The organism is Bacillus sp. LSHTCR4 (assembly GCF_057197025.1).
Map to the genome: position 1 here is coordinate 1,666,661 of NZ_JBXUNO010000001.1, position 23,767 is coordinate 1,690,427.

General features: G+C 31.9%; 24 protein-coding genes and 1 pseudogene. 5 read left to right on the plus strand and 20 right to left on the minus strand.

Features of this window, described 5'->3' with window-relative positions:
• Positions 1-9: 9 nt before the first annotated feature.
• From AC2CGR_RS08540 to AC2CGR_RS08550, 3 genes are all read right to left on the minus strand, one after another.
• Entirely contained in the window at positions 10-537 is a 528-nt protein-coding gene (locus AC2CGR_RS08540) for a GNAT family N-acetyltransferase (RefSeq protein WP_087963999.1), read from the minus strand.
• 63 nt (positions 538-600) lie between these two features.
• Positions 601-1,923, minus strand: coding sequence for an NAD(P)-binding protein (locus tag AC2CGR_RS08545; RefSeq protein WP_270185116.1), 1,323 nt, complete (start codon positions 1,921-1,923; stop codon positions 601-603).
• A gap of 82 nt (positions 1,924-2,005) precedes the next feature.
• Positions 2,006-2,785 (minus strand): undecaprenyl-diphosphate phosphatase, encoded by a 780-nt coding sequence (locus AC2CGR_RS08550; protein ID WP_088033764.1) that lies wholly within the window; start codon positions 2,783-2,785, stop codon positions 2,006-2,008.
• Positions 2,786-2,917: 132 nt separating this feature from the next.
• On the opposite strand from AC2CGR_RS08550, the gene AC2CGR_RS08555 reads away from it, so the two are divergent.
• On the plus strand, positions 2,918-3,124 hold the full coding sequence (locus tag AC2CGR_RS08555; RefSeq protein ID WP_131102329.1) for a hypothetical protein: 207 nt from the start codon (positions 2,918-2,920) through the stop codon (positions 3,122-3,124).
• A gap of 54 nt (positions 3,125-3,178) precedes the next feature.
• Here the strand turns inward: AC2CGR_RS08555 and AC2CGR_RS08560 are convergent, their stop codons facing one another.
• The 4 genes from AC2CGR_RS08560 to AC2CGR_RS08575 form a co-directional block, all read right to left on the minus strand.
• A complete protein-coding gene (locus AC2CGR_RS08560) occupies positions 3,179-3,559 on the minus strand; it encodes a nucleotide excision repair endonuclease (RefSeq protein ID WP_001048941.1) in 381 nt (126 codons plus the stop codon).
• A gap of 77 nt (positions 3,560-3,636) precedes the next feature.
• On the minus strand, positions 3,637-4,200 hold the full coding sequence (locus AC2CGR_RS08565) for a GNAT family N-acetyltransferase (protein WP_087963995.1): 564 nt from the start codon (positions 4,198-4,200) through the stop codon (positions 3,637-3,639).
• 27 nt (positions 4,201-4,227) lie between these two features.
• Positions 4,228-4,800, minus strand: a complete 573-nt coding sequence (locus tag AC2CGR_RS08570; protein WP_484480745.1) for a hypothetical protein — start codon at positions 4,798-4,800, stop codon at positions 4,228-4,230.
• A 182-nt stretch (positions 4,801-4,982) separates the two neighbouring features.
• Entirely contained in the window at positions 4,983-6,413 is a 1,431-nt protein-coding gene (locus tag AC2CGR_RS08575; protein WP_087963993.1) for a PQQ-dependent sugar dehydrogenase, read from the minus strand.
• 136 nt (positions 6,414-6,549) lie between these two features.
• Between AC2CGR_RS08575 and AC2CGR_RS08580 the strand changes: the two genes are divergently transcribed.
• A complete protein-coding gene (locus tag AC2CGR_RS08580; RefSeq protein WP_270185114.1) occupies positions 6,550-6,807 on the plus strand; it encodes a hypothetical protein in 258 nt (85 codons plus the stop codon).
• A 191-nt stretch (positions 6,808-6,998) separates the two neighbouring features.
• Here the strand turns inward: AC2CGR_RS08580 and AC2CGR_RS08585 are convergent, their stop codons facing one another.
• The 7 genes from AC2CGR_RS08585 to AC2CGR_RS08615 form a co-directional block, all read right to left on the minus strand.
• Positions 6,999-7,661 carry a protein kinase family protein gene (locus AC2CGR_RS08585; protein ID WP_270185554.1) on the minus strand — a complete coding sequence of 221 codons (663 nt, stop codon included), beginning with the start codon at positions 7,659-7,661 and terminating at the stop codon, positions 6,999-7,001.
• A 362-nt stretch (positions 7,662-8,023) separates the two neighbouring features.
• On the minus strand, positions 8,024-9,139 hold the full coding sequence (locus AC2CGR_RS08590) for an NAD(P)/FAD-dependent oxidoreductase (RefSeq protein ID WP_087964052.1): 1,116 nt from the start codon (positions 9,137-9,139) through the stop codon (positions 8,024-8,026).
• Between the two features lie 125 nt (positions 9,140-9,264).
• The gene (locus AC2CGR_RS08595; RefSeq protein ID WP_087963991.1) at positions 9,265-9,918 is read right to left on the minus strand and encodes a YdeI/OmpD-associated family protein; all 654 of its coding nucleotides are present in this window, start codon (positions 9,916-9,918) and stop codon (positions 9,265-9,267) included.
• A gap of 156 nt (positions 9,919-10,074) precedes the next feature.
• The gene (locus tag AC2CGR_RS08600) at positions 10,075-10,842 is read right to left on the minus strand and encodes an arylamine N-acetyltransferase family protein (RefSeq protein ID WP_087963990.1); all 768 of its coding nucleotides are present in this window, start codon (positions 10,840-10,842) and stop codon (positions 10,075-10,077) included.
• 138 nt (positions 10,843-10,980) lie between these two features.
• Positions 10,981-11,484, minus strand: coding sequence for a MepB family protein (locus AC2CGR_RS08605; protein WP_484480746.1), 504 nt, complete (start codon positions 11,482-11,484; stop codon positions 10,981-10,983).
• 108 nt (positions 11,485-11,592) lie between these two features.
• Complete coding sequence (locus AC2CGR_RS08610; RefSeq protein ID WP_087963989.1) at positions 11,593-11,961, minus strand: DUF4180 domain-containing protein; 369 nt, start codon at positions 11,959-11,961, stop codon at positions 11,593-11,595.
• A gap of 136 nt (positions 11,962-12,097) precedes the next feature.
• Positions 12,098-12,790 (minus strand): HAD family hydrolase, encoded by a 693-nt coding sequence (locus AC2CGR_RS08615; RefSeq protein ID WP_270185111.1) that lies wholly within the window; start codon positions 12,788-12,790, stop codon positions 12,098-12,100.
• Positions 12,791-13,230: 440 nt separating this feature from the next.
• On the opposite strand from AC2CGR_RS08615, the gene AC2CGR_RS08620 reads away from it, so the two are divergent.
• From AC2CGR_RS08620 to AC2CGR_RS08630, 3 genes and pseudogenes are all read left to right on the plus strand, one after another.
• Positions 13,231-13,896, plus strand: a complete 666-nt coding sequence (locus AC2CGR_RS08620) for a response regulator transcription factor (RefSeq protein ID WP_000800744.1) — start codon at positions 13,231-13,233, stop codon at positions 13,894-13,896.
• The gene (locus tag AC2CGR_RS08625; protein WP_071716337.1) at positions 13,889-15,361 is read left to right on the plus strand and encodes a sensor histidine kinase; all 1,473 of its coding nucleotides are present in this window, start codon (positions 13,889-13,891) and stop codon (positions 15,359-15,361) included. Before AC2CGR_RS08620 ends, AC2CGR_RS08625 begins: the two co-directional genes overlap by 8 nt.
• 458 nt (positions 15,362-15,819) lie before the next feature.
• Positions 15,820-15,963 (plus strand): annotated as a pseudogene (locus AC2CGR_RS08630) (class A beta-lactamase); the annotation flags it as partial.
• 70 nt (positions 15,964-16,033) lie between these two features.
• Here the strand turns inward: AC2CGR_RS08630 and gerXC are convergent.
• The 6 genes from gerXC to AC2CGR_RS08660 form a co-directional block, all read right to left on the minus strand.
• Positions 16,034-17,194 (minus strand): spore germination protein GerXC, encoded by a 1,161-nt coding sequence (gerXC, locus tag AC2CGR_RS08635; protein WP_087963987.1) that lies wholly within the window; start codon positions 17,192-17,194, stop codon positions 16,034-16,036.
• Positions 17,181-18,659 carry a spore germination protein GerXA gene (gerXA, locus tag AC2CGR_RS08640; protein ID WP_071716335.1) on the minus strand — a complete coding sequence of 493 codons (1,479 nt, stop codon included), beginning with the start codon at positions 18,657-18,659 and terminating at the stop codon, positions 17,181-17,183. Before gerXA ends, gerXC begins: the two co-directional genes overlap by 14 nt.
• 56 nt (positions 18,660-18,715) lie before the next feature.
• Complete coding sequence (gene gerXB / locus AC2CGR_RS08645; protein WP_071716334.1) at positions 18,716-19,795, minus strand: spore germination protein GerXB; 1,080 nt, start codon at positions 19,793-19,795, stop codon at positions 18,716-18,718.
• A 639-nt stretch (positions 19,796-20,434) separates the two neighbouring features.
• The gene (locus AC2CGR_RS08650; RefSeq protein ID WP_000447846.1) at positions 20,435-21,112 is read right to left on the minus strand and encodes an ABC transporter ATP-binding protein; all 678 of its coding nucleotides are present in this window, start codon (positions 21,110-21,112) and stop codon (positions 20,435-20,437) included.
• Positions 21,113-21,123: 11 nt separating this feature from the next.
• A complete protein-coding gene (locus tag AC2CGR_RS08655; protein WP_484480747.1) occupies positions 21,124-22,551 on the minus strand; it encodes an ABC transporter permease in 1,428 nt (475 codons plus the stop codon).
• A 496-nt stretch (positions 22,552-23,047) separates the two neighbouring features.
• Positions 23,048-23,647, minus strand: a complete 600-nt coding sequence (locus AC2CGR_RS08660) for an undecaprenyl-diphosphatase (protein ID WP_484480748.1) — start codon at positions 23,645-23,647, stop codon at positions 23,048-23,050.
• Positions 23,648-23,767 lie beyond the last annotated feature (120 nt).

Below are 23,767 nucleotides of genomic sequence, written 5' to 3' on the forward strand. Positions count from 1 at the left end.
TCCCCCTTCTTATAAGCGCGAAGTATTTCTCCAAATATAATGTACAAAATTCACCTGTTCCCCATTTAATTGTACAGATGTTGTATCTGCTTCGTTTTGATAATAAGAAAATCCGCTTTTTTCTAGTACAATTTGTGATGCAAGATTATTAGAAGTTGTTTTAGCATGAACCTCATTAATTTCATTATTGTTTGCTACGTCTAAAATTAATTTTACGGCTGCAGTTGCAACTCCTTTTTTAGTAAACTTTTCTCCGACCCGATAACCTAACGAACTGATTCGAGTTTCCGAATCTATATCTACTAAATTTATTCTTCCTACAATTTCATTTTCTTCGTTACGAATTAAATAAAAATAAGATTCTCCATCCGCCTGTTCTATTAACAAATTATCTAGTAGTTTTTGGAAATATTCAAAATCAAAATATTGCGAGCCGCGATTAGGTACCATTGTTTCAAAAAAAGACTTATTCGTAAATTCAAACGTAAATAAATCTTTAGCATCGTGTTTCTTTAATTGTTCTATGTATATTTTCATCTCGATTACCCCTTCTATATCTACTAACTGTTATATATTCTTTTTTAATCAACTATTTCCCTGCTATTTCTTTCGTTTCAGTAACACAGCAAGTAGCACTTTCGGATGAAACAGGTGAAATGGACTGCGAATTAAATTCATCACTTTTACTAATCGAATATAAACACCAGAATCAGTTGCAGATAGTTGATATATTTGTTTCGTATACCATAGCTGAAATTTTTGTTTTATCGTTAATTCTCTTTTTAGCTGTGGATGACGTGATATTTCCGTTGTTGTCATTTCCCAAGGAGTTTGTATGATATGAGCGGTCTCTTTATAAAACTGCTGTGTAAATGCATAATCGAGCTTTTGTCTCCTTTGTAAAAGTAACTGCAATTGGTGAGCTTCCATAGCTGCAACTGAAACACCTTGCCCGAAAACAGGATCAAAACGACAATGTGCATCTCCAACGACTAATAATCCTTCTGGCATATTTGTAGTGAGATCAAATCTCCGACGTACTTGATAAGGAATTTTATACGTTTTGATCTCTGAAATTGCCTCCGCTTTATTTAGGAAATCCGTAACATTAGAAATTGATAGATTTTCAGCAAACTTATAAAATTCCTCATCTGTTTGTGGTGCTTTCTCATTTGCATATCCGCTGAAAGTAACAAAATAACGATTATCTTCAATCGTTTGAATAAGAACGCCATACGGATTGTCAGGAAAACTTGGAGACATTAGCATATTACAACAGTCTAATTCCTCATTTTCTTTAAGTTTAAACATTCTCGTTGCATAAAATAAATCAATACGCACTTTCTCTTCTTGCACTTCGATATTGTATTCACGTAACCACGCTATGCTTTTTGAACTAAATCCACTTGCATCAACAACAATATCTGCTTGCATTTCTTCTTGCATGCCTGTCTCTAAACATTTAGCTTTTACTCCACATACTTTGTTAACCTTTTCATCTACTAATAATCCTTCAACCAGTGTTCCAAATTTACTGGTAATATTTGGAATTTGATGTATTCGTTTTTGAATATGCCATTCAAGCAAAAATCTACTTTGTTGAATCATATGTACTTCCCCTATGAATGGCTGTTTCCATAAACCAAATTGATGCCATTTTAAATCACGAGTAAAGTTATTTACGATACTACCTGCTTCTATTAATTCATTCGTAATAGTAGGAAACAATTTTTCAATTGCGTTTTCTCCACCTTTTAATAACACGTGAGGATGATTACTTTGTGGAACTCTTTTTCTCGAAGACTTTCCATCCCATCTTTCACCAGCTTCTATAATGATTACTTCTTTAAAAGAAGTTGATAATGCTTTTGCTGCGAGTTTTCCTGCCATACTTCCGCCAATAACGATAGCCTTATTAAACATGTTTTCCCCCTTAATAAAAAGAGATCCTGCCTTGTATGAATGAAACAGGATCTTAAACTAATTAGCTTCTTTATCATTATACTTAAAACACATGAGTAAATTGCAATGTTAAAATTAAAATGCCTAATCCCCATACGTAATACGCGAATACTTTTAAGGAGTGACGTTTTAAATATTGAATCATCCATGAAACAGCTATGTAACCGAAAAACGCAGCTGATAACGTTCCGACAATTAAAGATGTACTAGAAATAGATTCTGCTTTCCCTTGAAAAACATCTGCAAATTGCAAAATGATAGCTCCGACAATGGCTGGCGTTGATAATAAAAAAGAAAAGTAAGCAGCAGTTTCGCGGTCTAACTTCCTCCATAATGCAGCGACGATTGTCATACCAGAACGAGAAATTGCCGGAAAAATAGCAGCCGCTTGAAATGAACCGATGATAAATGCGTCTTTATATGTAATGTCGTCCATTTTTTTACGACCATTCTTTTGTTTATCTGCCATGTAGAGAAAGAATCCTGTCACTAAAAACTCCCAACCAATCGTAATACCTGTTTTTGAAATATCCTCAAAAAAATCTTTAAACAACAATCCGATTACAACTGCGGGTATTGTTCCGACAATAAGGAGTAGCATTAGTTTTGAAAATGGATTTTTGATTAAATATATAAATTCTTTTTTGTAATAAATAAACACTGCAAGTAAAGTCCCAATGTGTAGCATCGTATCTAAAAACAATCCTGCTTCATCTAATTGAAACAAATGCCTTCCTAAATAAAGATGACCTGTACTACTTATCGGTAAAAACTCTGTTAAACCTTGTATGATCCCTAATATAAAAGCTTCTAACCAATTCATGATGGTCCCCTTTCTTGTTTGCTTGTACCAATATATGAAGGTTAAATTTTCGATATGAAAAAAACTGTATTTCTCTATGAATTTACTCTTAATTTATGGATATATATGTAAAAAGGGGTGAGGAGGCTTACTATGTGGCAACATACGAAATTCGGCAATGTATTATTGTGGGTAGGACCTATCCTTGTGTTTGTAGGGCTATGTATGACAAATGTTATTTCTAATATTCCTTTCTTTGAAGGAAAACATAAAATAATTGGAATTGTACTTATATGTATAGGAGTATGCTGTTTTATTGTTGCTAATCATTTAAAAAAAGGAAAAAAATATGAGGACTAAATCTATAATAAAAAAACAATCCCAGTATATGTGCTAGGATTGTTTTTTTATTACTTATTTATAGAATACTTTATCAACGTTATATTTTGCTTTGTATTCATTAATGATATATGTTTCGTAAATTTCTCTTTCTGTTGGATCTTCTACGATACATGCATCAATGCGGTATACTTCATCACGGTGATTTTTAATTGGTGAAACATTGTCTTCGAAATGCTTCTTAATACGTTGTCTAATTTTACGAGCTTTACCTACGAAAAGTAGTTCGTCATTAATATTGTAAAACATAAAAATGCCGCCTTTATCTCTAGGAAACAAATGGAAATCGATAAAACCATTAATTGGAGTGATTATTGGCTCGTCTCCTTTAATAACTTGTTTACGTTCAGTAATTGAAACATCAGCTTCAGGAATATTAATTTTAATCAAGTTCATTCACGTCCTCTTTTATTATAAAGATAAATAATAGCATACATATGTAAGAAAAGCTACGCTCAGAGGCATAATTCATTTTATAATTCAAATATTATAGGTGTATCATGTAAACTCTTCTTCCAAATCATATGATCACTTGATTCTCCCCAATAATCTTTCAGTACATAACTAGGCTCTCCAAACTTCTTCGTCCATATACTTTGTGCTTTTTTGTATCCACTATCTAAACAGAATTCTGTTATTCCTCTGCTAAGTAACGTAAGAAACATTGTGTTTAGTAGCAAACTTCCGATACCCTTTCTTTGATACTCTGGCAGTATAAAAACAGTTCCTATTTCATACAAATCCTTAAGTACACCGCCTGTACAACTATTAATCAACGTACTTGCTGGACCAACTTCAATTGTTCCAATGATTTTATCGTTATTTGTATCAATTGCTAATAAAAAGAAACGTTTTTCTCCATTACTATCAAAATCTGTTTTCAAATATTGCTTTTTCATGTTAATTTCATTTTCTATGTCATCCAATAGTTGTGATAATCCTTCGTCTTTATATGTATTCGTAATAACTATACGGAAAAATAAGTGTAGTTCCTCTAAATCATCCGAATTTGGTCTCCTAATTGCAACGTTATACATGTTTTAAGTCTCCATTCTATACAAGTGTTAAAACCATACTCTATATACTCTATTCATCAATATTCTACAAAGCCCTGCATAGATCCAGCAGTATAGAAAGCTCAGTATAAATATTGATAAAATAATTTTTATATCCATAGTTGTATGAATAGTAGGACCAAGTACTGGAAAACGGAAAATATCTAGAACAATCATAATTCCTATAAGTAGACAAATCGAAGAAAAGGAAACAACCCAAATTCTCCTCTTGAATTGTATAAAGGAAAGTCCTAAGGCTATACCTAATAAACCTGTAGTAAAGGGGAAAACAATTAGTTCACTTGGCTCAATAATAAATAATAGGAGAATAGTAAGAAGATAAGAAAGTACTCCCTCACGAATAGAGTAGCAAATAGCCAAAAAAATTGGTAATGTCGCAAATGGGCTAATGAATAACCCTATACCAGGAATTAAGTTACCTGCTGCTTGAAACATGGTGGCCAAAGCGCTCATTAAAGCTGTAATGACTAGCTTATTTGCTAGGGACAATTTTTTTGTATGAACAAAGTTCGCATCATTCTCTATCATAAGTTGACACCAATAACGTACAAACCGATTCATCAAAATACCCCCTAAAGATATCTAATTTATCACTTTCTATCTTATTCATACACTATTGGTTTATGAGCTACTTTCTACTTCTTATGAGTTACTATACAATAAAGAGCTTTTAGGGGGGAGAAATTGTACGTTTTAAAACAAAGAGGATTCCTTGTATGATTAAACTACGAGTGTATATCGTATTAAGGAATAATTTCAAAAATGGTACCTTTGTTAAAATCAGTTACTTTCATAGAACTGTAAACTCCTAAATATAACCTAGTTTGATCCAAATTTGTTCCTAAACTCATATAATAAGCTGCTTGCGTACCAAAATCATAATTCGTTTCAATAGCATGAAAGTCAGTATGTTTACCGTCTATACCGGCTTTAATATATGCTAAAACACCTTTAACTGGTGGCCGGGACTCTTCTTTCTTAGCAAGGTCAGTAAATACAACACTACCATGTAAACTCGGGATTGCAGTTCCCATATATGGTTGAACGCCTGTTAGTGAAGTTCCTCCAAACTTATCCGGTCTTGGGTCTTTATGAAAATAACTAATGAGTGGCTGAATTCGCTTCACTGATGTTTCTATTGTTTCATTATAATAAACCATTGTTCTCTCATCCAAAGCAGGATTATCAGAACAGTGCTGTATAAAAGAAGTAGGTAATTCTCCTTCCCATCCTCTCCAACCAAAATTAATAAACCCATCTTGATTTGAAGTGAATCCCATTACATGCATTTGAACAAGTTCGGTAACCGGAATTGGTTTATATTGAACAAATGAAAAAATAGACTCTACAATATCCTGTCCGACATTACCTGCATATTTAATATACTGATTATAAAACCTTTGGAATGAAATACCGGTTATATTACGAATACCTTTCGCAATTACTGTAAGTGTTTTTTGTATAGATAGAGGAAGTTCATTAAAACGTGTAACGACTGGAGGATTATTTATGACTGTATCTCTACTTACATCGATTTCAATTATTTTACCCGCTATTTCTAAATCATCTTGGCTTAAATTAAACGGATCATAACCCGACCCACCATCTCCATTTGTAAAAACAAGTTTTCCCGTTTCTGGAGAAAAATTTAAAGTATTTACTCCATTATGATTAAAAAATGGGCGTTTTATATTAAGTAATGTTCTACGTTTTTGAGGATGACCGTTTGATTGTAAACTCCATTCTTCGATTGTATCAATATGATCATATTGCGTATCTCTATTTGTCCACTTTAAGTTTAACGTTTTCGGGTCACAAGGATTCGGTTTAAATTGTTCAGAGAGTGCAACAGGTCCTTGAGTTCCAACTACTGAATAATGAAGATAAAATAAACCGTTTTGATAAAATCGCGGATGAAATGCTAGTCCAAGCAATCCACGTTCATCATAGCCGCTACTAGCAACACCTTCTTCAAATGTACCTAATTTAATAATTCGCGGATGAATATTTAAAAATGTTTTTATGACCCCGTCTCCTATGTGAAAAATCTCCCCTAATTGGGTTGCAATAAATAGTCTTTCAGCCGATTCACCTGGAAGAATAGCTGTTTTTATTACAGTGGGTAAATTTATGTGATGAACAATGGGTCGTAAACGAACCTTCACTTTTGTCAATTAACTTTACACCCCTCTATATTCTTTTTAATAGAAGAATATGATTAGAGTGATCTTATTAGTATCAAATAAGTCGCATTCCTTTTTATTACAATTTTGTATATAATATAATTATAAATAAACTAAGGGGCTACTTATGACACTTTTACTACAAATCATCTTACCACTTATAATTGCACTATATTTATTTACCCTCTATCGTAATACAACTATTGGAAAAGCCGCTTTTCTTTTAGCAGTCATTATTGGGATTTTTGGATTAGAGAACATTTTCCAGCATGCTAATCTAACAGATCATGCTATTTATCCATATTGGGGCAGTTTGAAGGCCGTTGTTATTATTTTATCAGTCGTATTTCTATTTAAAAAAGGTGGTTTAACAGGAAAATATTGATTTATAATGCTGTACATATTTTCTTATTAGACTGCTTTTATTTTATAAAAAAAGAAATTGCATGAAAAAGAAAATATAAAGCTTACTGATTCCTTCATGAAGTTATACAATTAGGACCGTACATATTAGACATATCTAAAATGTACGGTCCTTTTGTTTACTAGTGGTTCACTTATAAATATGTGATCCTTTTACAATTCGAATTTTTTTTTAATTTTTTTATATTTTCTATACGAATGTCTAACAATGTTTAACATAAAATACGGTATTTTAATAGGGAAAGGCAATTTATAAATGAAAGGCAAATAAAATGTAAAATATGCCTTTTCTAGGTCTCTCCACTTACTATCTTCATTTGTTTTTAAGAAATCAGATACATCGACTACATATCCCCTTCCTTTTTCCATCATCACATTTTTCCCGTGAACATCACAAGGAGTTAATCCTTGTTTCCTTGCATACTCTAAAGCTTTATTTATATCAAGAATCACCTGCTTAGGAATTTTAATCCCCTTATGGATAGCATCGTATAAGGTAATTTCTTTTAAACGTTTCAATACTATGAAATTTTCTCCTTTATAAATAAGCTTTGAATAAGAAGGATGATTTCCAATTCTTCGGTATACTTCTGACTCTTTTTCAATTCCTTCTCCTTCGCGCGCGTAAACTTTCACTACCCAATCTTTGAATTCTCTGTGCATGAATACTGCTGCATAATTACCTTTCCCTAAACACTTCCAAAGTCTAGGAATATCTTTAACTACTACAGGCTCGAATTCATCTTCACTTCTTATGCTTACCTCTTTTAATAATTCGTCCTTTATCAATCCCACAAAACTATTTATACTCATCATTTCCACTCCGGTTTTGCTAAAAGGGGGCTTACCCACATTTTAACGAAAATATACACTAAGCGAATTTTAGCATAAAACGAGTCATCTTTCTTCTTCAAATAAAAAGATGACTCGTTTTATTTTAACTGTTGAATACTTAATATGTATTCCGCTATTCATAGCCCAAAACCATACAACTTAAAAATATTTCTAACTATTTTCATTTTTTCAGAGGCAACTGTATAGAGCTTTTCTTAGTGCAAGTTCTCTTGGTTCATTGACCATGCCAAATCCATGTTTGATTTTTATAAAAATGACACTAAGAAAAAACCTTGCTACAAATGCAGTGTAGCAAGGTTTTTTATGTTAGCAGTACCCCATGATTATTCAATTGCTCCAGCAACGTCATAATCATTTAAATCTAACTCAATTGGTTGTCCAAGTGCTAATTTAGCAAGTTCTGACCCTAAATATGGACCAGCAGTTAAACCTGAAGCACCTAATCCGTTTGCAACGAGAATACCTTCAAAGTTAGGAAGCGGGCCAATTACAGGTAAGAACCCTGGCGTAAATGGTCTGAATCCAACTCTCGTTTCAAGCATAGTAGCATTTTCTAAGCCAGGTGCAACTGTTAATGCTTTATGGAATACTTCATTTAAACCACCAGCCGTAACACGATGATCGAAGCCAGTTTCATTTTCATGGGTAGCACCAATTACGACATGACCATTGTCAAATGTTAAAATGTATTGATCATTTGGCGGCATAATAACTGGCATATTTTCTGTTGCTATATTTTCCATTTGCAAGTGAACAATTTGTCCTTTTTGAAACGTAACTAAGAAATTAATTCCTAATGGGTTTAAGATTTCATTCGCCCATGCACCTGCAGTTACAATAACTTTTTCTGCTAAAATTGTTTCATCGTTTACTTTAACACCCGTAATATGATTACCTTCACGGACTAATACTGCATCGCCTTTTAAAAAAGTTGCGCCATGTTTTTTCGCAGCGCTTATTAATGCGTTGCGTAATAATCTTCCGTTTACTCTTGCAGCACCACTAATATGAACAGAACTATATTCTTCTGATAATGCCGGGAATAATTTTTTCGTTTCTTCAGCTGATAAACGCGTAATTTCACCAATCTCTGGTGCATCTTCACGGCGTTTATAAGCTCGCTCTTCCATTTGATCTAGTTTTTTCTCATCAGTATGTAAACTAATTGCACCTACACGGCTGTAACCTGTATCCGTTTCACCGTCGTCTTCTAATTGCTGAATTAACGAAGAATAGTAACGTGCACCGCCTTTAACAATTTTATACCATGCTTTATTACGACGTTGCGAAAGCCATGGACAGACAATACCTGCTGCAGCATCCGTTGCTTGACCTACTTGTTGACGATCCACGATAGTAACGTTCACGCCAGCCTTAGCAAGATGGTAAGCAGTAGACGCTCCTAAAATTCCCGCTCCAACTACAATATACGATTTCATTTCAAACACCTTTTCTCTTTTACTAATTATATACACATAAGAACATCCCTTAGTATAATGGAAGGAATACTTTTTTCAATGTACTCATCGCAATTAATTGTTGCATCATTGTGACTTTCCTAATCTTATTTTTTCTTTTTGCGGAATAAATCAATTGTTTTATACCCTTGTGAAAGAATTTCAATCATTTTCTCAAGACGTTTTTCACGTGTTTTTTCTTGTTTTACAGAAAAAAGATTACGTGCCCAATCTTTTTTGTATCCAGGTGTTAAACTTTGATAAAACTTAAGTTCATTTGGATGATTAGCTAATAAAGCTTCAACATCTTGAATTCGATCTGCATAATCAGCTACACATTGGCTCATTGCAGGCGTTTTCGTCGCTTTTTTCTTCTCACGCTTTAAACCTACAACAGTAAAGATATCATCCATACTTACCATTCGGGCAAATTTAATATCGCTTTCTCCCACATATCCATCTTCTCCAACGTTTAATGCTGGAAACATCTCATCACGGTGAATAAACGTACTGTAGCGAGGATTACCTTTTTTCGGATATGCGAAGAATATGTATCCTTTTTCAATTAATAATTCTTCATTACTAATAATATAATTCGTTTGTTTCACCATTTCATCCAATGTTTCTACAAAAATAAAAATGGCATCGTGTTCTTTTGAAAATACAGTTTCTTTTCCTGTAAAAACTTCGTAATCACTTGGCTCATTAATAACAACCATATTCGTATACTTATTAAGTTTCAATTTATCGATAATTGACATGAAGATCTTCCTTTACATTCAAAATTCATTGTTATACTTTTTCATACTGTTCTAGTGTATTATATCTATTAAGAAAATCAAACGTTAATAGTTGTTTTAAATTAAAATTAATGAAATAGCCGGTTCTGAACAAGAACCGGCTATCTATTTGTTTTATCATAACTCAATAGCAAATAAAGTATTTAAAAGCTCCCTATATTGCTCTTCTGTAATTTCACGTTTCGTTTTTTCGCCATGAACTATTTCAGTGAAACTAGTATTGGTTAAAGAGACATGGCCAGATTCCGTCAATTTGACTGCGATTGGTCCTTTATTGAAAATAGATTTCTCATCTTCTACTACTCTTTTTTGAACATCATTCACTACTGCCTCACCAATGATACGATTATAAAAAGCATGACAAACTTTCCACTCACCATTCGTATCTTTTCTTTCTAGAACGTAATTCCCTTTACTCGTATCTTTTTGTCTCACTCGATACGTACCATTTTTAGAAGAAACAGACTCACCTGTAAAAGGTACAGGGACTAGAGGTACTAATGAAGCGATACCTACATCAATTACGTATCGTACGTTATCATAATTTAGAATAATTGTTATATGCCCATCCTCGAGTGCCCAAGCGTTTATATCATTTTTATATACGGTACCTAATGCGAGTTGTACATCATAACCACAATCTTTTAAAAAGTAGTAAAAAAGAGTATTTAATTCATAACAAAGTCCACCGCGGGATCTAGTTAAAATTTTATCCTGTAAATTTTCCATAGTAATTGCATTCGTATTGCGTAATATAACATCTAAATTCTCAAATGGTATAGTGTGTGCAAATGCAAAAAGAATGGTATTTAATTCTTCAAACTTCACTTCAGTACGCTTTGCAAGATTCAATCTTGTAAAAAGCTTATGTTGTAGATTTGTCATAGTCAGCACCCCTTAAAATGTATAAGTTAAAATAGTATATGCTGATTGTAAATTTAAAGGGGTACTGAAACAATGTACATTTCGTTTAACTGTACCGGTACAAAAAGTCTAACCAACAAGATTACTTAAGATAAGAAGCTATGAATACAAATGTAATAGTTTGTCTATAGGTAAATTATTATGATCGCTTAAATCAACAAAATACTGAAGCTGCCACATTTGGCTCTTTTTAGCTTGGTTGCTAACAGGGGTATCCCAGATTGGATAAATCCTCATAGCCATTTTGCCTTTTTGCTTTTGTGTTCTCAAGATTTTTTCCTTAAGAAGAATCTCTTTAGTGAAGATAAATTGTCCTAGTTTATTATCATCTATACAAGTGATAACTAATAAGTCAGTAGCAGCGTCATAAGAAAACGCTTGATTTTGCATATTGTCATCTTTCTCCCAAAAAGAAACAAATTGACCCATTTTATTAGGAGTAATTTTGGATTTTCTAAAACGAATGGTTTTGTTATTTAAGTGAAATAAATATCCTGCATATTCTGCGTTTTGCTTTTCTTCTTTTACATTCGCAATCAGTAAATTGTTAGGTTTGTAAATTATGTTGTTTAAGTTTTGTATCGTATCATTATAACTGTTCAAGAAAACTCCCCCTTTATTCATTTCTTAGTTTAACACAAACATCAGTTCTTATATGTTATAAATAATAAGCGATGTGAAAAAGAGGGGAATTTTACTGCGGTATTGTTATTACTTTAATGTACTAAGTTTTTCAATTGCTTGTTGTTCAGTTGCTAAGTAAAAAATATCTTTACCTTTATTACATTCATAAATAAAATCCTTTAAGCTTTTACTAGTATACATAGAGAAATCTCCAACAATAGCAAATTTCACCTTGTAGTTTATAAACTTTTGAAGGATATCGCCCGCAAGACGTGTTTTTAGATCAAAGAAATCTTCACTTATTAAAGATTTATGGATAATAATATGCTTCGCATCTACCTCATATTGAACAGTTGCCATAGTATCTAATGCAGATTGAACATCGGATATTAATACCGTATCATTTCTAATGACCGCAATATTGATTCCATCGATTACTACTTTCTTTATTTCCATAGTCCCACCCCTTTATAATTTACACAGTATGAGTAAAATTGTTTTACAAAACTTCGTATTAATCATAGATTAAATTATCCACAGCTATTAAAATCGCTTTTATTTTTTATTACTAATACGGTCAATGAAATTAATTTTACTTGTTAAAAAAATATTGTGGCGTAACATAACTTAATAAGCTATCCAAAGTGTTAATCTCGGCATATGGTTGTATTTTGGTAGTATTCTTGATTTTCTGAGGGTTAAACCACACACCTTTTATATTTGCATTTTGAGGACCAGCAATATCCTTTTCTAAGTCATCTCCAATAAATAATACATCTTCTGGTTGTACATTAAGCTTATTTAATGCTAGTTCAAATATACGCTTATCAGGTTTACTAAATCCCACTTCTTCAGAAATAATGATCGTATCAAAGTAATTGTTTAAATTCGTGTTACTTATTTTAGCCTTTTGCCTTTGAGTTGAGCCATTTGTTATAATTCCAACTTCAAAGTGCTTCTTTATATGATGTAAGAAATGAATAGTATTTTTGTCTATTGAAAAACATTTAGGGAAATTATGATTCCAAAAATCTTGGATATAATTGCGTTGTAACCTATACTTTGGTGGGAATTCATCAAACAATGATTCTAAAACTATCGTTTTATCACTCATGCCGTATTCCCTTTTATCATATTCTTTAAATTTTCGTAGCATATTGTTTTTAACTGTATCACTAACATTCTCATAACACTTTTCTAAAACAAATAAAAACAATTTATCTACTGCCTTATCCCTATTAAGTAACGTATCATCTAAATCAAACAGCATAGCTTTATAACCCATTAAATAAATTCACAACCTTTCTCACATGATTTAAATAATCCTTAGTTCGCATCTTAGACCTTTACTAAATTAGCAAAAAAACTACAAAGTTTGTGGCGTACGCTCTAGAATTTCGCTTGCTTCTTTTATATTTAAACTCATCTCCCTTCTAGTAAAGTATCGAAAGTGTATTTTCAAACAGTTAAAAAAAACTACATGTAATTTACATTATTATACATTAGTTTTTCGTAAATATTAATCGTTCAACTTTTTATATGATAAGTTTTTTCAAGCACACAAATATGCCTCCATAAAAAAGGAAGATCGGTAATAATCCTTTTTACGGAGAATACACAATCTTGAAAATGGAGTTAATACGTTAAACGTCTTATAAAGTTTCCTATTGTATCTCCACATAAACTACAGATAGTACGGCTATAATGACTACCAGAGGTGATATTATGAAAAACTATCATATCCTCGTGGTTGAGGACGATCAGGAAATTCAGGAATTAATTAAACAATTTTTAATGACACAACAGTATACAGTGGTAGTTGCTTCAGATGGACTAGAGGGTATGACACAATTTAATAAGCAATCCTTTGATTTAGTTCTTCTAGATGTAATGATGCCCAATCTTAATGGATTTGAAGTTGCTAAAATGATTCGAAGTCAGTCAAACATACCAATTATTATGCTAACTGCGTTAGAAGAAGAGGAAGATCAAATGAAAGGGTTCGATCTTGGGATTGATGATTATATAACAAAACCCTTTTCGTTTCATGTTTTGATTAGACGAGTCGAAGCTGTACTTAGAAGAAGTTATGATAACAATGTAAATAATCATTTGATATTTAAAGAAGTACGCATTGATGTTGATGCATATCGAGTATATGTAGATGATGTTGAAATTTTCTTAACGACAAAAGAGTTCGAAATTCTACAACTACTATTTCAAAATGAGAGAAAAGTACTGACAAGAGAAAATATCGTAGAGAAAGTTTGGGGATACGATTATTTTGGAGAAACACGAATAATTGATACACATATTAAAAACCTACGTAAAAAACTAGCTATCCCCTACATTAAAACAATAAAGGGTATTGGTTATAAAGTTGATGAATAAAATTTTAAAAATCATGAAGATGAAACGAATTACTTATAAACTCTTTATGACTACATCCCTCATTTTGTTATCCTTTGCAGTGTTGATTTATTTAACTTTATATTTCTTTCTTCCTACGTTTTATGAGCAATACAAAACAGATCAACTTCAAACAGGGATAAAAGAAATAATTGATAAGTCCAAAAATCTTACGTTTCAAGATGCGATACCACTTTTTGATGAATACGCAAAAAAAAATAACGCGATGCTTTCGCTTCAAAATAAAGAAGGAGTAATTATTTACTCGCCTTCATTTTCTTTTATTCAAAGTGGTACACAAACAACAGTAGTTACTAAAGCCACACGATTTGAGAATGCAGGTACCATTAGCAATTCATATAATGTTACGGAACCAATTCAATTCCAAGATGGTAGTTTAACGCTTGTAGTGTTCGCAACATTTCAACCGATTGATGAAGCTTCGCAGGTATTAGTGCGCTTTCTCCCCTATATTAGTATCATTGTGCTCGTAATTGGTATAGGGAGTGCTTATTTCTATTCCAGGTTTATTACAAAGCCACTAATTTATATTAATGAAGGTGCACAAAAGATGGCAAATTTAGATTTCTCCGAAAAAATTGAGGTTCGCTCTACAGATGAGTTAGGAGAGTTATCTAATAGTTTGAACGACATGTCTATTAACTTACAACAAGCTATGTTCGATTTAAAAAAAGCAAATGAACAACTAAAAAATGATATTGAAAAAGAAAGAGAAATAGAAACAAAACGCAGAGAGTTTTTTGCGATTGTAGCACATGAATTAAAGTCCCCTCTTACTGTAATGAAAGGGTACTTAGAAGGGATGATATACAATATTGGCCCTTATCAAAATCGTGATCAATATTTAAAGAAAAATCATCAAATTATTGAAAGTATGCAACAATTAGTTCGTGAAATTTTAAGTATGTCAAAGTTAGAACAACACACTTTTAAACTAAAAATAGAAGAAGTTAATCTTTCAAAGTTATTAGGTACAATCACAAAAGATCTCGAATTTTTCGCTTCTCAAAAAAGCATCCAAATAATAAAAGAAATTGACTCTGACTTTTCTGTTTATACAGATCGTGTTCTATTTGAAAAAGCATGTAAAAATATTATCCATAATGCAGTTATGTATTCACCACATGATGAAAAAGTCTATATCAAGTTAAATAATGATTCTAAACATGGTCAAATCAAAATGCAAATTATAAATACAGGTGTCAATATTAAAGATGAAGATATACAACAAATTTTCAAACCATTTTATCGAATTGAAAAATCAAGGAATCGAAATACTGGGGGAAGTGGTTTGGGACTATATATTGTTAAACAAATTCTTGAAACGTTAAATATAAAGTATACTATAAAAAATATGGAACATAGTGTGCAATTTTGCATGAACATTCCTTTATCTAAAAAACAAACAAAAAAACTCCCCTCTTAGTATGGCGAGTTTTTTTGTTTTTGTAGCAAGTATAATCTTATTAGGAATCAATTAGGGGGACTTTTCGTTTTTTAAGCTCTTTATTTCTACCATCCAACTTTAAAATGAAATCAGTAGTTGTTATTCCTTATTCTATCCGAGACGAGGTTGTTATATATGCGCTATCCAATTGAAATTCCCGTTACAAGAAAAACTCACTCTAAATCCATATTAATTTAAGTGGAGTGCAAAAAAATGGAGTTTGCGATGCTTAAAAACAAAGATAATAGATATATTAAAAAGCTTAATCATAAATGGAACAAATGTGTTACTAAGATTGTCTATTACGTATAAAAAAGGTGTTCTTGGTAGTCCTCTCATTTTGTACAAGAGGAGTGCTATCCAGTGCATTTGTTAATTGTATAGGTATGTAAAAACCTATACAAAATCCATATATTCTTGAAAGAAATTGAAAATATATAATAGTTTCAAAGAAGTTTTTTCACATTGCACATTATAAAAAGATACTACCTGTAGTATTACTTTCATGTGTAACGCTTATAGGCTGTTCTAATAGTAATATTCAATCCGAACCATCGAAACAAACCAAACATGAAAATACAGAATGGTCTTTCACGTTCGAATCACTTATTTAGAGTTAATATTTTATGTTTCCTTTCACTTTCAACCATTCTAATGCTCAATCATATTACGCTTATTTTTAGATTTTCCATTTGTAGCTATATTAATCGAGACATTTAAATCTAATTCTTTATTTTGAAGAAATACCCCTCCCTCTTTTTTGTGTTTTTTCCATAATTTATTATTCTGACGATATAAAGAATGTGATAACTGATACGTGTCAATCCCTCTTTCGATTCCTTTTCGGTACGTTGTTTTAATTTCTTTTTCAACTTGGGCCTCTGCAATTTTTTTAATATCATTTACGGGCATAGAGTGTATTAATTGAAAAATATCAGCATCGAAATGGATGTTCATAAGTATGCGTAACTTTCCATTTTTCACAAAATGTTTTGTATCTATCTTCGGGTTTTTCAATACTATATGTCCAATAATTTTCTGATTAAATTTTAAAAGTAATGGAGCTCGTTTCGTATTTCCATCCGTCCAACGAATCCCAGCAATATCATGGCTGTTTAAATGATTTATATAGGATTTATCACTTATAAAACCATAACCACTAAATTTTAACATTGGAAATGATGTATGCCCTTTTTTCCAATATGCTTTAGTCGTAGCTAAGAAAGGAATACGAGTTGTCATCCCAGGTTCATAATAATTTCTTTGAAATTTATATAAAGGTAAAGGATCTATTATTGTATATTGCTTGGTTATCTCTTTTGGTAAATTAATGATTGTATATAATTGAGAAATATTTAAAATATTATTGTTCGCTAATATATTTTCTAAAGGTTCCTTAGTTCCAAATATCCACATAGTATCTCGAAATTGAAAAAAACGAGAGAAAAAATCATTAAATTGATTTATGTCACCATGTTTTAAAAATCGCTCTGTTACAACAATTGTTTTGAGATGCTCCCATGAAATTTCTTGTTGAGCCCCCTTATAAAAATCAAATGCTGCCTCATCTAAAATGGAGCCTTTTCCCTTTCCAATATAGGCCTGGCTATAATTACGGGTAGTGCTCCCTTCTTGTTTAGCTATGTTAGAGAAATTAATAAATTGCGGACGGATGATATAATTATTATCTTTAAAATCGATACCTAGACTATTTATATATAGAACGTGATGCAACTCTCTTTGATCCCAACACCCTGTTAGAAACGTACACATCATAAAAAGAAATACAACTATTCTTTTATTTTTCTTCATCTGTACTCTCTCTTTTCCTTGTATTATCTTGCGTATGCAATTCTTCAGGTCTTTTTTTCATATACGTGAAAGGAATTCTAAATGTGGCTGCTAGCATACTTTTAAATACAGGGGGTGAATATGGTGTAAAGAATGGGACTCCAAAAGATCGTAAATTCACTACATGTATCGCCATCACAAGAACACAGAAGATAAATCCTACTATACCTAATAAAGAAGACACTACAAATACTATATATCGCAATATACTTATTATCCCTGTTACCGACTGATTAGTTAAAGCAAATGTCGAAACAACCGAGATTGCTATTATAATGACCATAGATGCTGAAACAATTCCAGCACTAATAGCGGCTTGTCCAATAATCAATCCCCCTACCACAGATAATGTTTGACCAAATACCGCAGGAACACGCAATCCTGCTTGCCTCAAAACTTCAAATAAGGTCATCATTATTAGCCCTTCTAAAGGAGCAGGAAAAGGAATCCCTTCTCTTGATAAGCTTAATGTAGCTAACAACGTATAGGGAATCTGATCTGGATGATATGTAATTAATGCTATCCAAATTCCTGGAAGAAATATAGAAATTGCTATCCCCAAAAGACTTACAAGCCGTACAAAGCTACCGAATATATAGAAAAAATCTTGATCTTCAGATGTATTCACAAAAAAAGGAAACGTAACTGGAGCAATAGTGGCTGTCGGTGACCCTTCGACTAATAAAATAAAACGCCCATACAACAAACAATTCACAGCATAATCAGGACGTCCTGTATATTCAACTAAAGGAAATACACTAAATTGATTGTTTGTAATTAATTCTTCAATCTGTGCACTTGAAACAATCCCATCTATTTTAATTTGTCTTAATTTTAATCGAACTTGATTAATGATATCTTGGGATGCAATATCTTTTAAATACAAGAGGGCTACTTTAGTTTGTGTTCTTTCTCCAATAATAAATTCTTCATAACTAAGAGAACTTGTTTTTAGCCTTTTTCTAATTAATCCTATATTTGTGTTTAACTCTTCAACAAATCCATCACGTCCACCACGAATGGTCATCTCTGTATTTGTTTGCTCAACTGATCTTGTAGGTATTTGGGCAATATCAACTATATACCCTTGTTTATATTCTTCAAAAATAATGAGGAGGTTACCTTCAAATATAATTTTAGATATAGTTTCATTCGAATTTACTATATCTAATTTTTTTACTGATAACTGAGGAATTAATGTTGAAAGGTTAAATTCTTCTATAGAATTACTTAAAAGCTTTTTGCAAACTTGAGATGATGTGGCTTGTTTTAATTTTGTATTATCAATTAAGTTTTGACAATACATAAACAATACTGAACTCGTTTTTTCTTCCTCGTCCAATTCATGCTTTATTATTTTTACATCGTTGCATCCTTCAAACCACTCTAGTATTACCTTCTCGTTTAATTCTACTCGTTTGTTCATCTACGTTGTCTCCTTCAAACTCAGCAACCTCATATAAATTATATACTCATACTCTTTCAAGAGCTTTTCTTAAATTTAACAACCCATACAAACACCATTAGTAATATAGAAAACAAAAATAGTCCTATTGCTGAAACTGGCAAAACAATTTGAGATACAAACCAATAGAAACTAGAGTCACTGATGGGTAGTATACTTATTACTAAAATACATGAAAGTATTGCAAACATAACCCGATTTCTTGTTTTCCGATTTGTAATTGATAACAAATCTGGAATGAGAAAAACAACAAGCGATAGACGAATAAAGATCCCTACAAGCCACTGATACACGGAGAGAAAGTCTAAATTTTCAATGTACCTTCCTATTGACACAAGTCTCCATTCTTCAAATGCTGGATATCGTTGGTTTGCTGCTGCGAAAGGACCAAATTCTATAATAGCTGCCATAACTGGGCCTATTGTGATACCAATAATAACAATACCTAAAGCAATCAATTGATATAATTTTACTTTTGAACAAATATGATGTTGTAAAAAAAGAATAAAAATTAATTCTAGAAATCCTGCTGCAGGATAAACCATCCCCCTAAATATTGGATTCATTCCATTTTCCATCATTGGCTGAAGTAAAGAATAATCTTTATGTGGAACATTTGCAAACATTACAAAAAAACCAAGTAAAAATACAATTGGCAACAAAACACCTGTTGTAAGTGCAATAGATTGAATTCCTTTTGTAGCATTATAGAGACAAATCAACAAAAAAAGTATTCCTAATACAAAGTGAGGTGTTTCTGGTAAATAAAAAGAGAAAAAGGTTAAGGTTTCTTTTAGTGCAACGACACCAATCGTTATTAAATAAAGTGCAACTATGAATATGATTGGATATACACTGAATTTCCCGAAATTATTTTTTAGCCATAAAAACAAATGTTCATTTTTTATTTTTTTATATATGATGAATATTATTGAAATCCAAAGCAAGTATAGGATGCTTACTAATATAATAGAGATCCACGAATCTCTACCTGATGTATCTAATAACATAGGAATCATAATGACATGATTAATTATCCCAATACTACCAATGAGTATCATAGAAACTTGAAATAAAGTAATTGTTTGCTTATTCATACTTACCACCATGTTTAGTAATGAAGAAATATTACATAGTATAACTGATACATTACTTCTTTATTCCAAATGGTTAGCACTTAGAGACATGGACAATTAAACTTTTTTTCACATTAGATGTAAGCTAGCTCCTTCTATTCTATACATAATTTCTTTAGGCAGGTATACTATAAACACAATAGTTCTAGAAAGGTGATGATGTTATGTATGAATAACAAAATAATAGAGATAGAGATCAAAAAATGATGTTTTCTATGCAAGGAGTTCCCACAAATAAAATTAACATGAATCAATTACCTAAATGGATTAGAATCTTCGGCTATTGTGCATTTGGCTGGATGATAGTATTTAGTTTAATTATGATAATAGGTTTAATTCTTCAATAACTATGCAGATAAACAGTTAAACGGGACAGTAATTCTTCAATAATATAGGTAACTGATCATAGCAAAAAGAACCTGTAGAATATCCTACAAGTTCTTTTTCAAATTTAGTTAAAAAGGAAACAACAAAATATCTTAACATTCAATACAGGGAGACCATTTTGATTATGGCTTGATTTTATTATATATCAAATATAAGCTTTTGAAATGAGTGATATTTGAAAATTATGTGAATTAAAAAGCTAAGATGTTTGTATTAGATTTGGTTTACGACCAACTTCTTCTTACTTAAATACACTGCACGATCTGATTTTTTAGCAACTTCCTGTGAATGCGTTACAACAATAATACATTTATTCTCTTTATGTGCAAGTTCTTGAAACAGTTCTATAATATCCATTGCCGTTTCTTCGTCGAGGTTTCCTGTCGGTTCATCTGCAATAAGTAAATCAACATTACAAGATAACGCTCGAGCAATTGCTACACGTTGTTGTTGCCCGCCACTTAGTTGCAGGACGTTTCGTTTCGCTTCAACTTCTGTGAGTCCTACTTTCTCTAATAATTCTAATGCCCTTACCATCTTATTTTTCACTTTGACACCTGTAATTTCCATTGCTGTTAGGACATTTTGAAGAGCAGTCATATAGGTAATCAAATTATAAGATTGGAAAATTACAGATACATTTTGATTACGGTATCGATCCAAACCAATTTTTCGAATATCTTTGCCATTATACAGTACGTAACCATTTTTAGGGACATCCAGTCCACAACCTAAGCTTAGAGTTGTGGTTTTTCCAGATCCGGATGGTCCTAAAATTGTGTAGAAATGACCTTTTTGAAAAGAAAAGTTAACATTGTCTAGTATCGCTACATTTTTTCCATTACTTTCATAATAATAATCCAAGTTTTTAAATTGTAAAATCGTTTCCATATCGCGCCTCCTTATTCATCTTTTAAAAGAATTTGTTTTGGATTTAAACGTAGAATAGATAATGCCGGAAGAAGCGTTGCAATTATAGCAATAGCTAGTCCAATTCCACCCATTTTCCCTACATCTTCTCCTGTTACACTTACATCAATTTTATCAATTGGATTTTCTTTTTGATTTTGTAGAGTACCACCAGGCCCAGCCATCATTACAGTACCATGTTGCGAGGTATCTGTTTCTTCGCTCGCAGTAGCAATTTCACTCGAAAGTAAATTATTCCCTATAAATTGAGAAACTTTGGCTCCTGTTGTTATGGATAATCCAAATGCTAAAATAGCGATACATACTACTTCTACTACGAACTGTGCCATCAGTTTCCACTTTTTCTCTCCAATAGATAACAAAATCCCCATTTCCTTACGACGCCCTTTAATTGATAGCATAATGATTAACCCTAATATAATCGCACCTGCAATCGATACAATATAAATAATCATTTGAGAAGTAGAAGAGATATTTTCGATAGGACCAATCATTTGTTTGTACAATGAATCATGTGCATCTAATTTAAAATAATTAAAATCAATATTAGATTTTTTTGCTTCTTTTTTAAATGCATCAATGTATTGTGGGTCATTCAAGAAATACACGACTTGAACACTATTTATACCTTTATCTACTTCTAATTTTTTCATAGTTGAATGCGGCATATATAGTTTATTAGCTGGATCCATTATAGGAGGGGCCTGTTGACCCATTGCTTGCTCATTCGTTTCGTAAATACCGATAATTTCAATCTCGAGGGTTTCCTTCTTATCCCCTGATTGCACTTTTACTTTGTCTCCTACTTTCAAATTGTTTAATTCCGCTAATCGTTTTTCCATTAAAGCTACATTCTGATCTTTCATCTGTTCTGTAATTGGTTTTCCATCTATGATTTTACTTTTTCCATTTTTAAAGCTTTCTTGTAATGCTGTCTTGCGAACTCCCTCAATCGTAAAAGATGCATTCATATCTATTTCTGTACCTGAGCTTGAACCGCCTCGTACAGCCGCCATTCCCACTTTACCTTTGCCTTCTTCTTCATCTGAGGCTCCTACTAGTTTAAGTCCATCAGAAATTCCGAAAGTGTTAGTTATGTAATTATAGTCTTTTACATATTTTGACTTCGCTAATTGATCTGTTTCTTTTATATTGAGCTGCGGCGGTTTTGGCATTTCTCCAGTTTCTCTAGCTTTTTGACCTAATTTGTCAAAATCAAGACTTAAAGTAACATCTGCACCTAGTTTTTTTCTTGCAGCATCAGCTGCTTTTTTTGATGCATTTTGGATTGTGAACCCTGAAAGAACCAAATTTGTAACAATTAGAAAAACTGCCATCAAAATTAATGATGTTCCTATTCTTTTTTTCATACTGAGAATTGCACGTTTTATAAAATTCATTTTTTCTTACCTCCTTGATAACTTGTATTCTATATATGTTATCTAGAGTCTATATGGAGCTAATCGGTAGTTTATCTAGAGATATAAGGAGTTTATGTGTAGTTATTTATTCATTGGCCTAATCAAGAAAAACCGAAAAAACAAGCCAAAAGCGTAAACGGTTTTGAATATCGGTAAGAAGTTTGTCCATTTAAGGGACTTATAGAAAAAGAAAAGGAGGTTAAGTTTAATTTAATGTATGTAACATGAAAAATATATTTATTGTGCAATTTCTACACGATAAACATAGAAATCACGTCATTTTAAAAGGTGAACCCTTTAATAAAAAATAAGCTATTTTGAATGGTTGGATAGAGTTGAAGAAACTTATATTTAACTATGGGGTCCCGATACATCATTATCAATCTAATATTTTGCAATATCGATAAAACGAAAAAGACGTTATCCTTTCTGTAGAATTTTAGGAAAGGATAACGTCTTTTTTATACTTGTATACTCAAAGTTCCTTTGAATTGTTTTTTGATGGTAAAACACGTTTCTCTACTCTTTCATATTGAGTAAGTAATTGCTTGATAAAAGAAACTTTCGGTACTAACCAATACGAAATTACCGCTGAAATACACCCTATTAAAGCCCCTACTGCAACATCAAAAGGATAATGAACCCCGACCCAAATACGTGAGATGGCTACACAAAGTGCAAGTATAAGCCATAGCCATCCAGTTTTTTTACGAACAAGCCAAAACGAAAAACAAATTGAAAAAAAGAGAATCGTATGGTCACTAGGAAATGAATTATCTACAGCATGATCGACAAGTTTATTAACATCAGGCAATACTGCAAACGGTTGATAATTTAGATGGAATTTCCCTGCTATTTTTCCAATCACCTCAGCAATTACAAAAGCAAACATCGCTTGAATAACCATCATCCTACCTTTTCTGGAACCAGTAAACCAATAAGCTAAAATAATTAAAGCAAAAATATATACCATATATTCTGCCAAAAATACGGTGGCCGGGTTTAGGAATGAATATTGTTTACCTAAATCATTAATTGCTCGAAAAATATCAATATTGAATTGAGAAAAAGACATTTCAAATCCCTCCTTTTAGTAAGGTGTTTTACTGATTGCCATATACTTTCATTAGATGGATAGCGTTGGTTATAGTATCCATGTAAAAATATCGGTCTCTTATGATACCGCTTTCTTCTT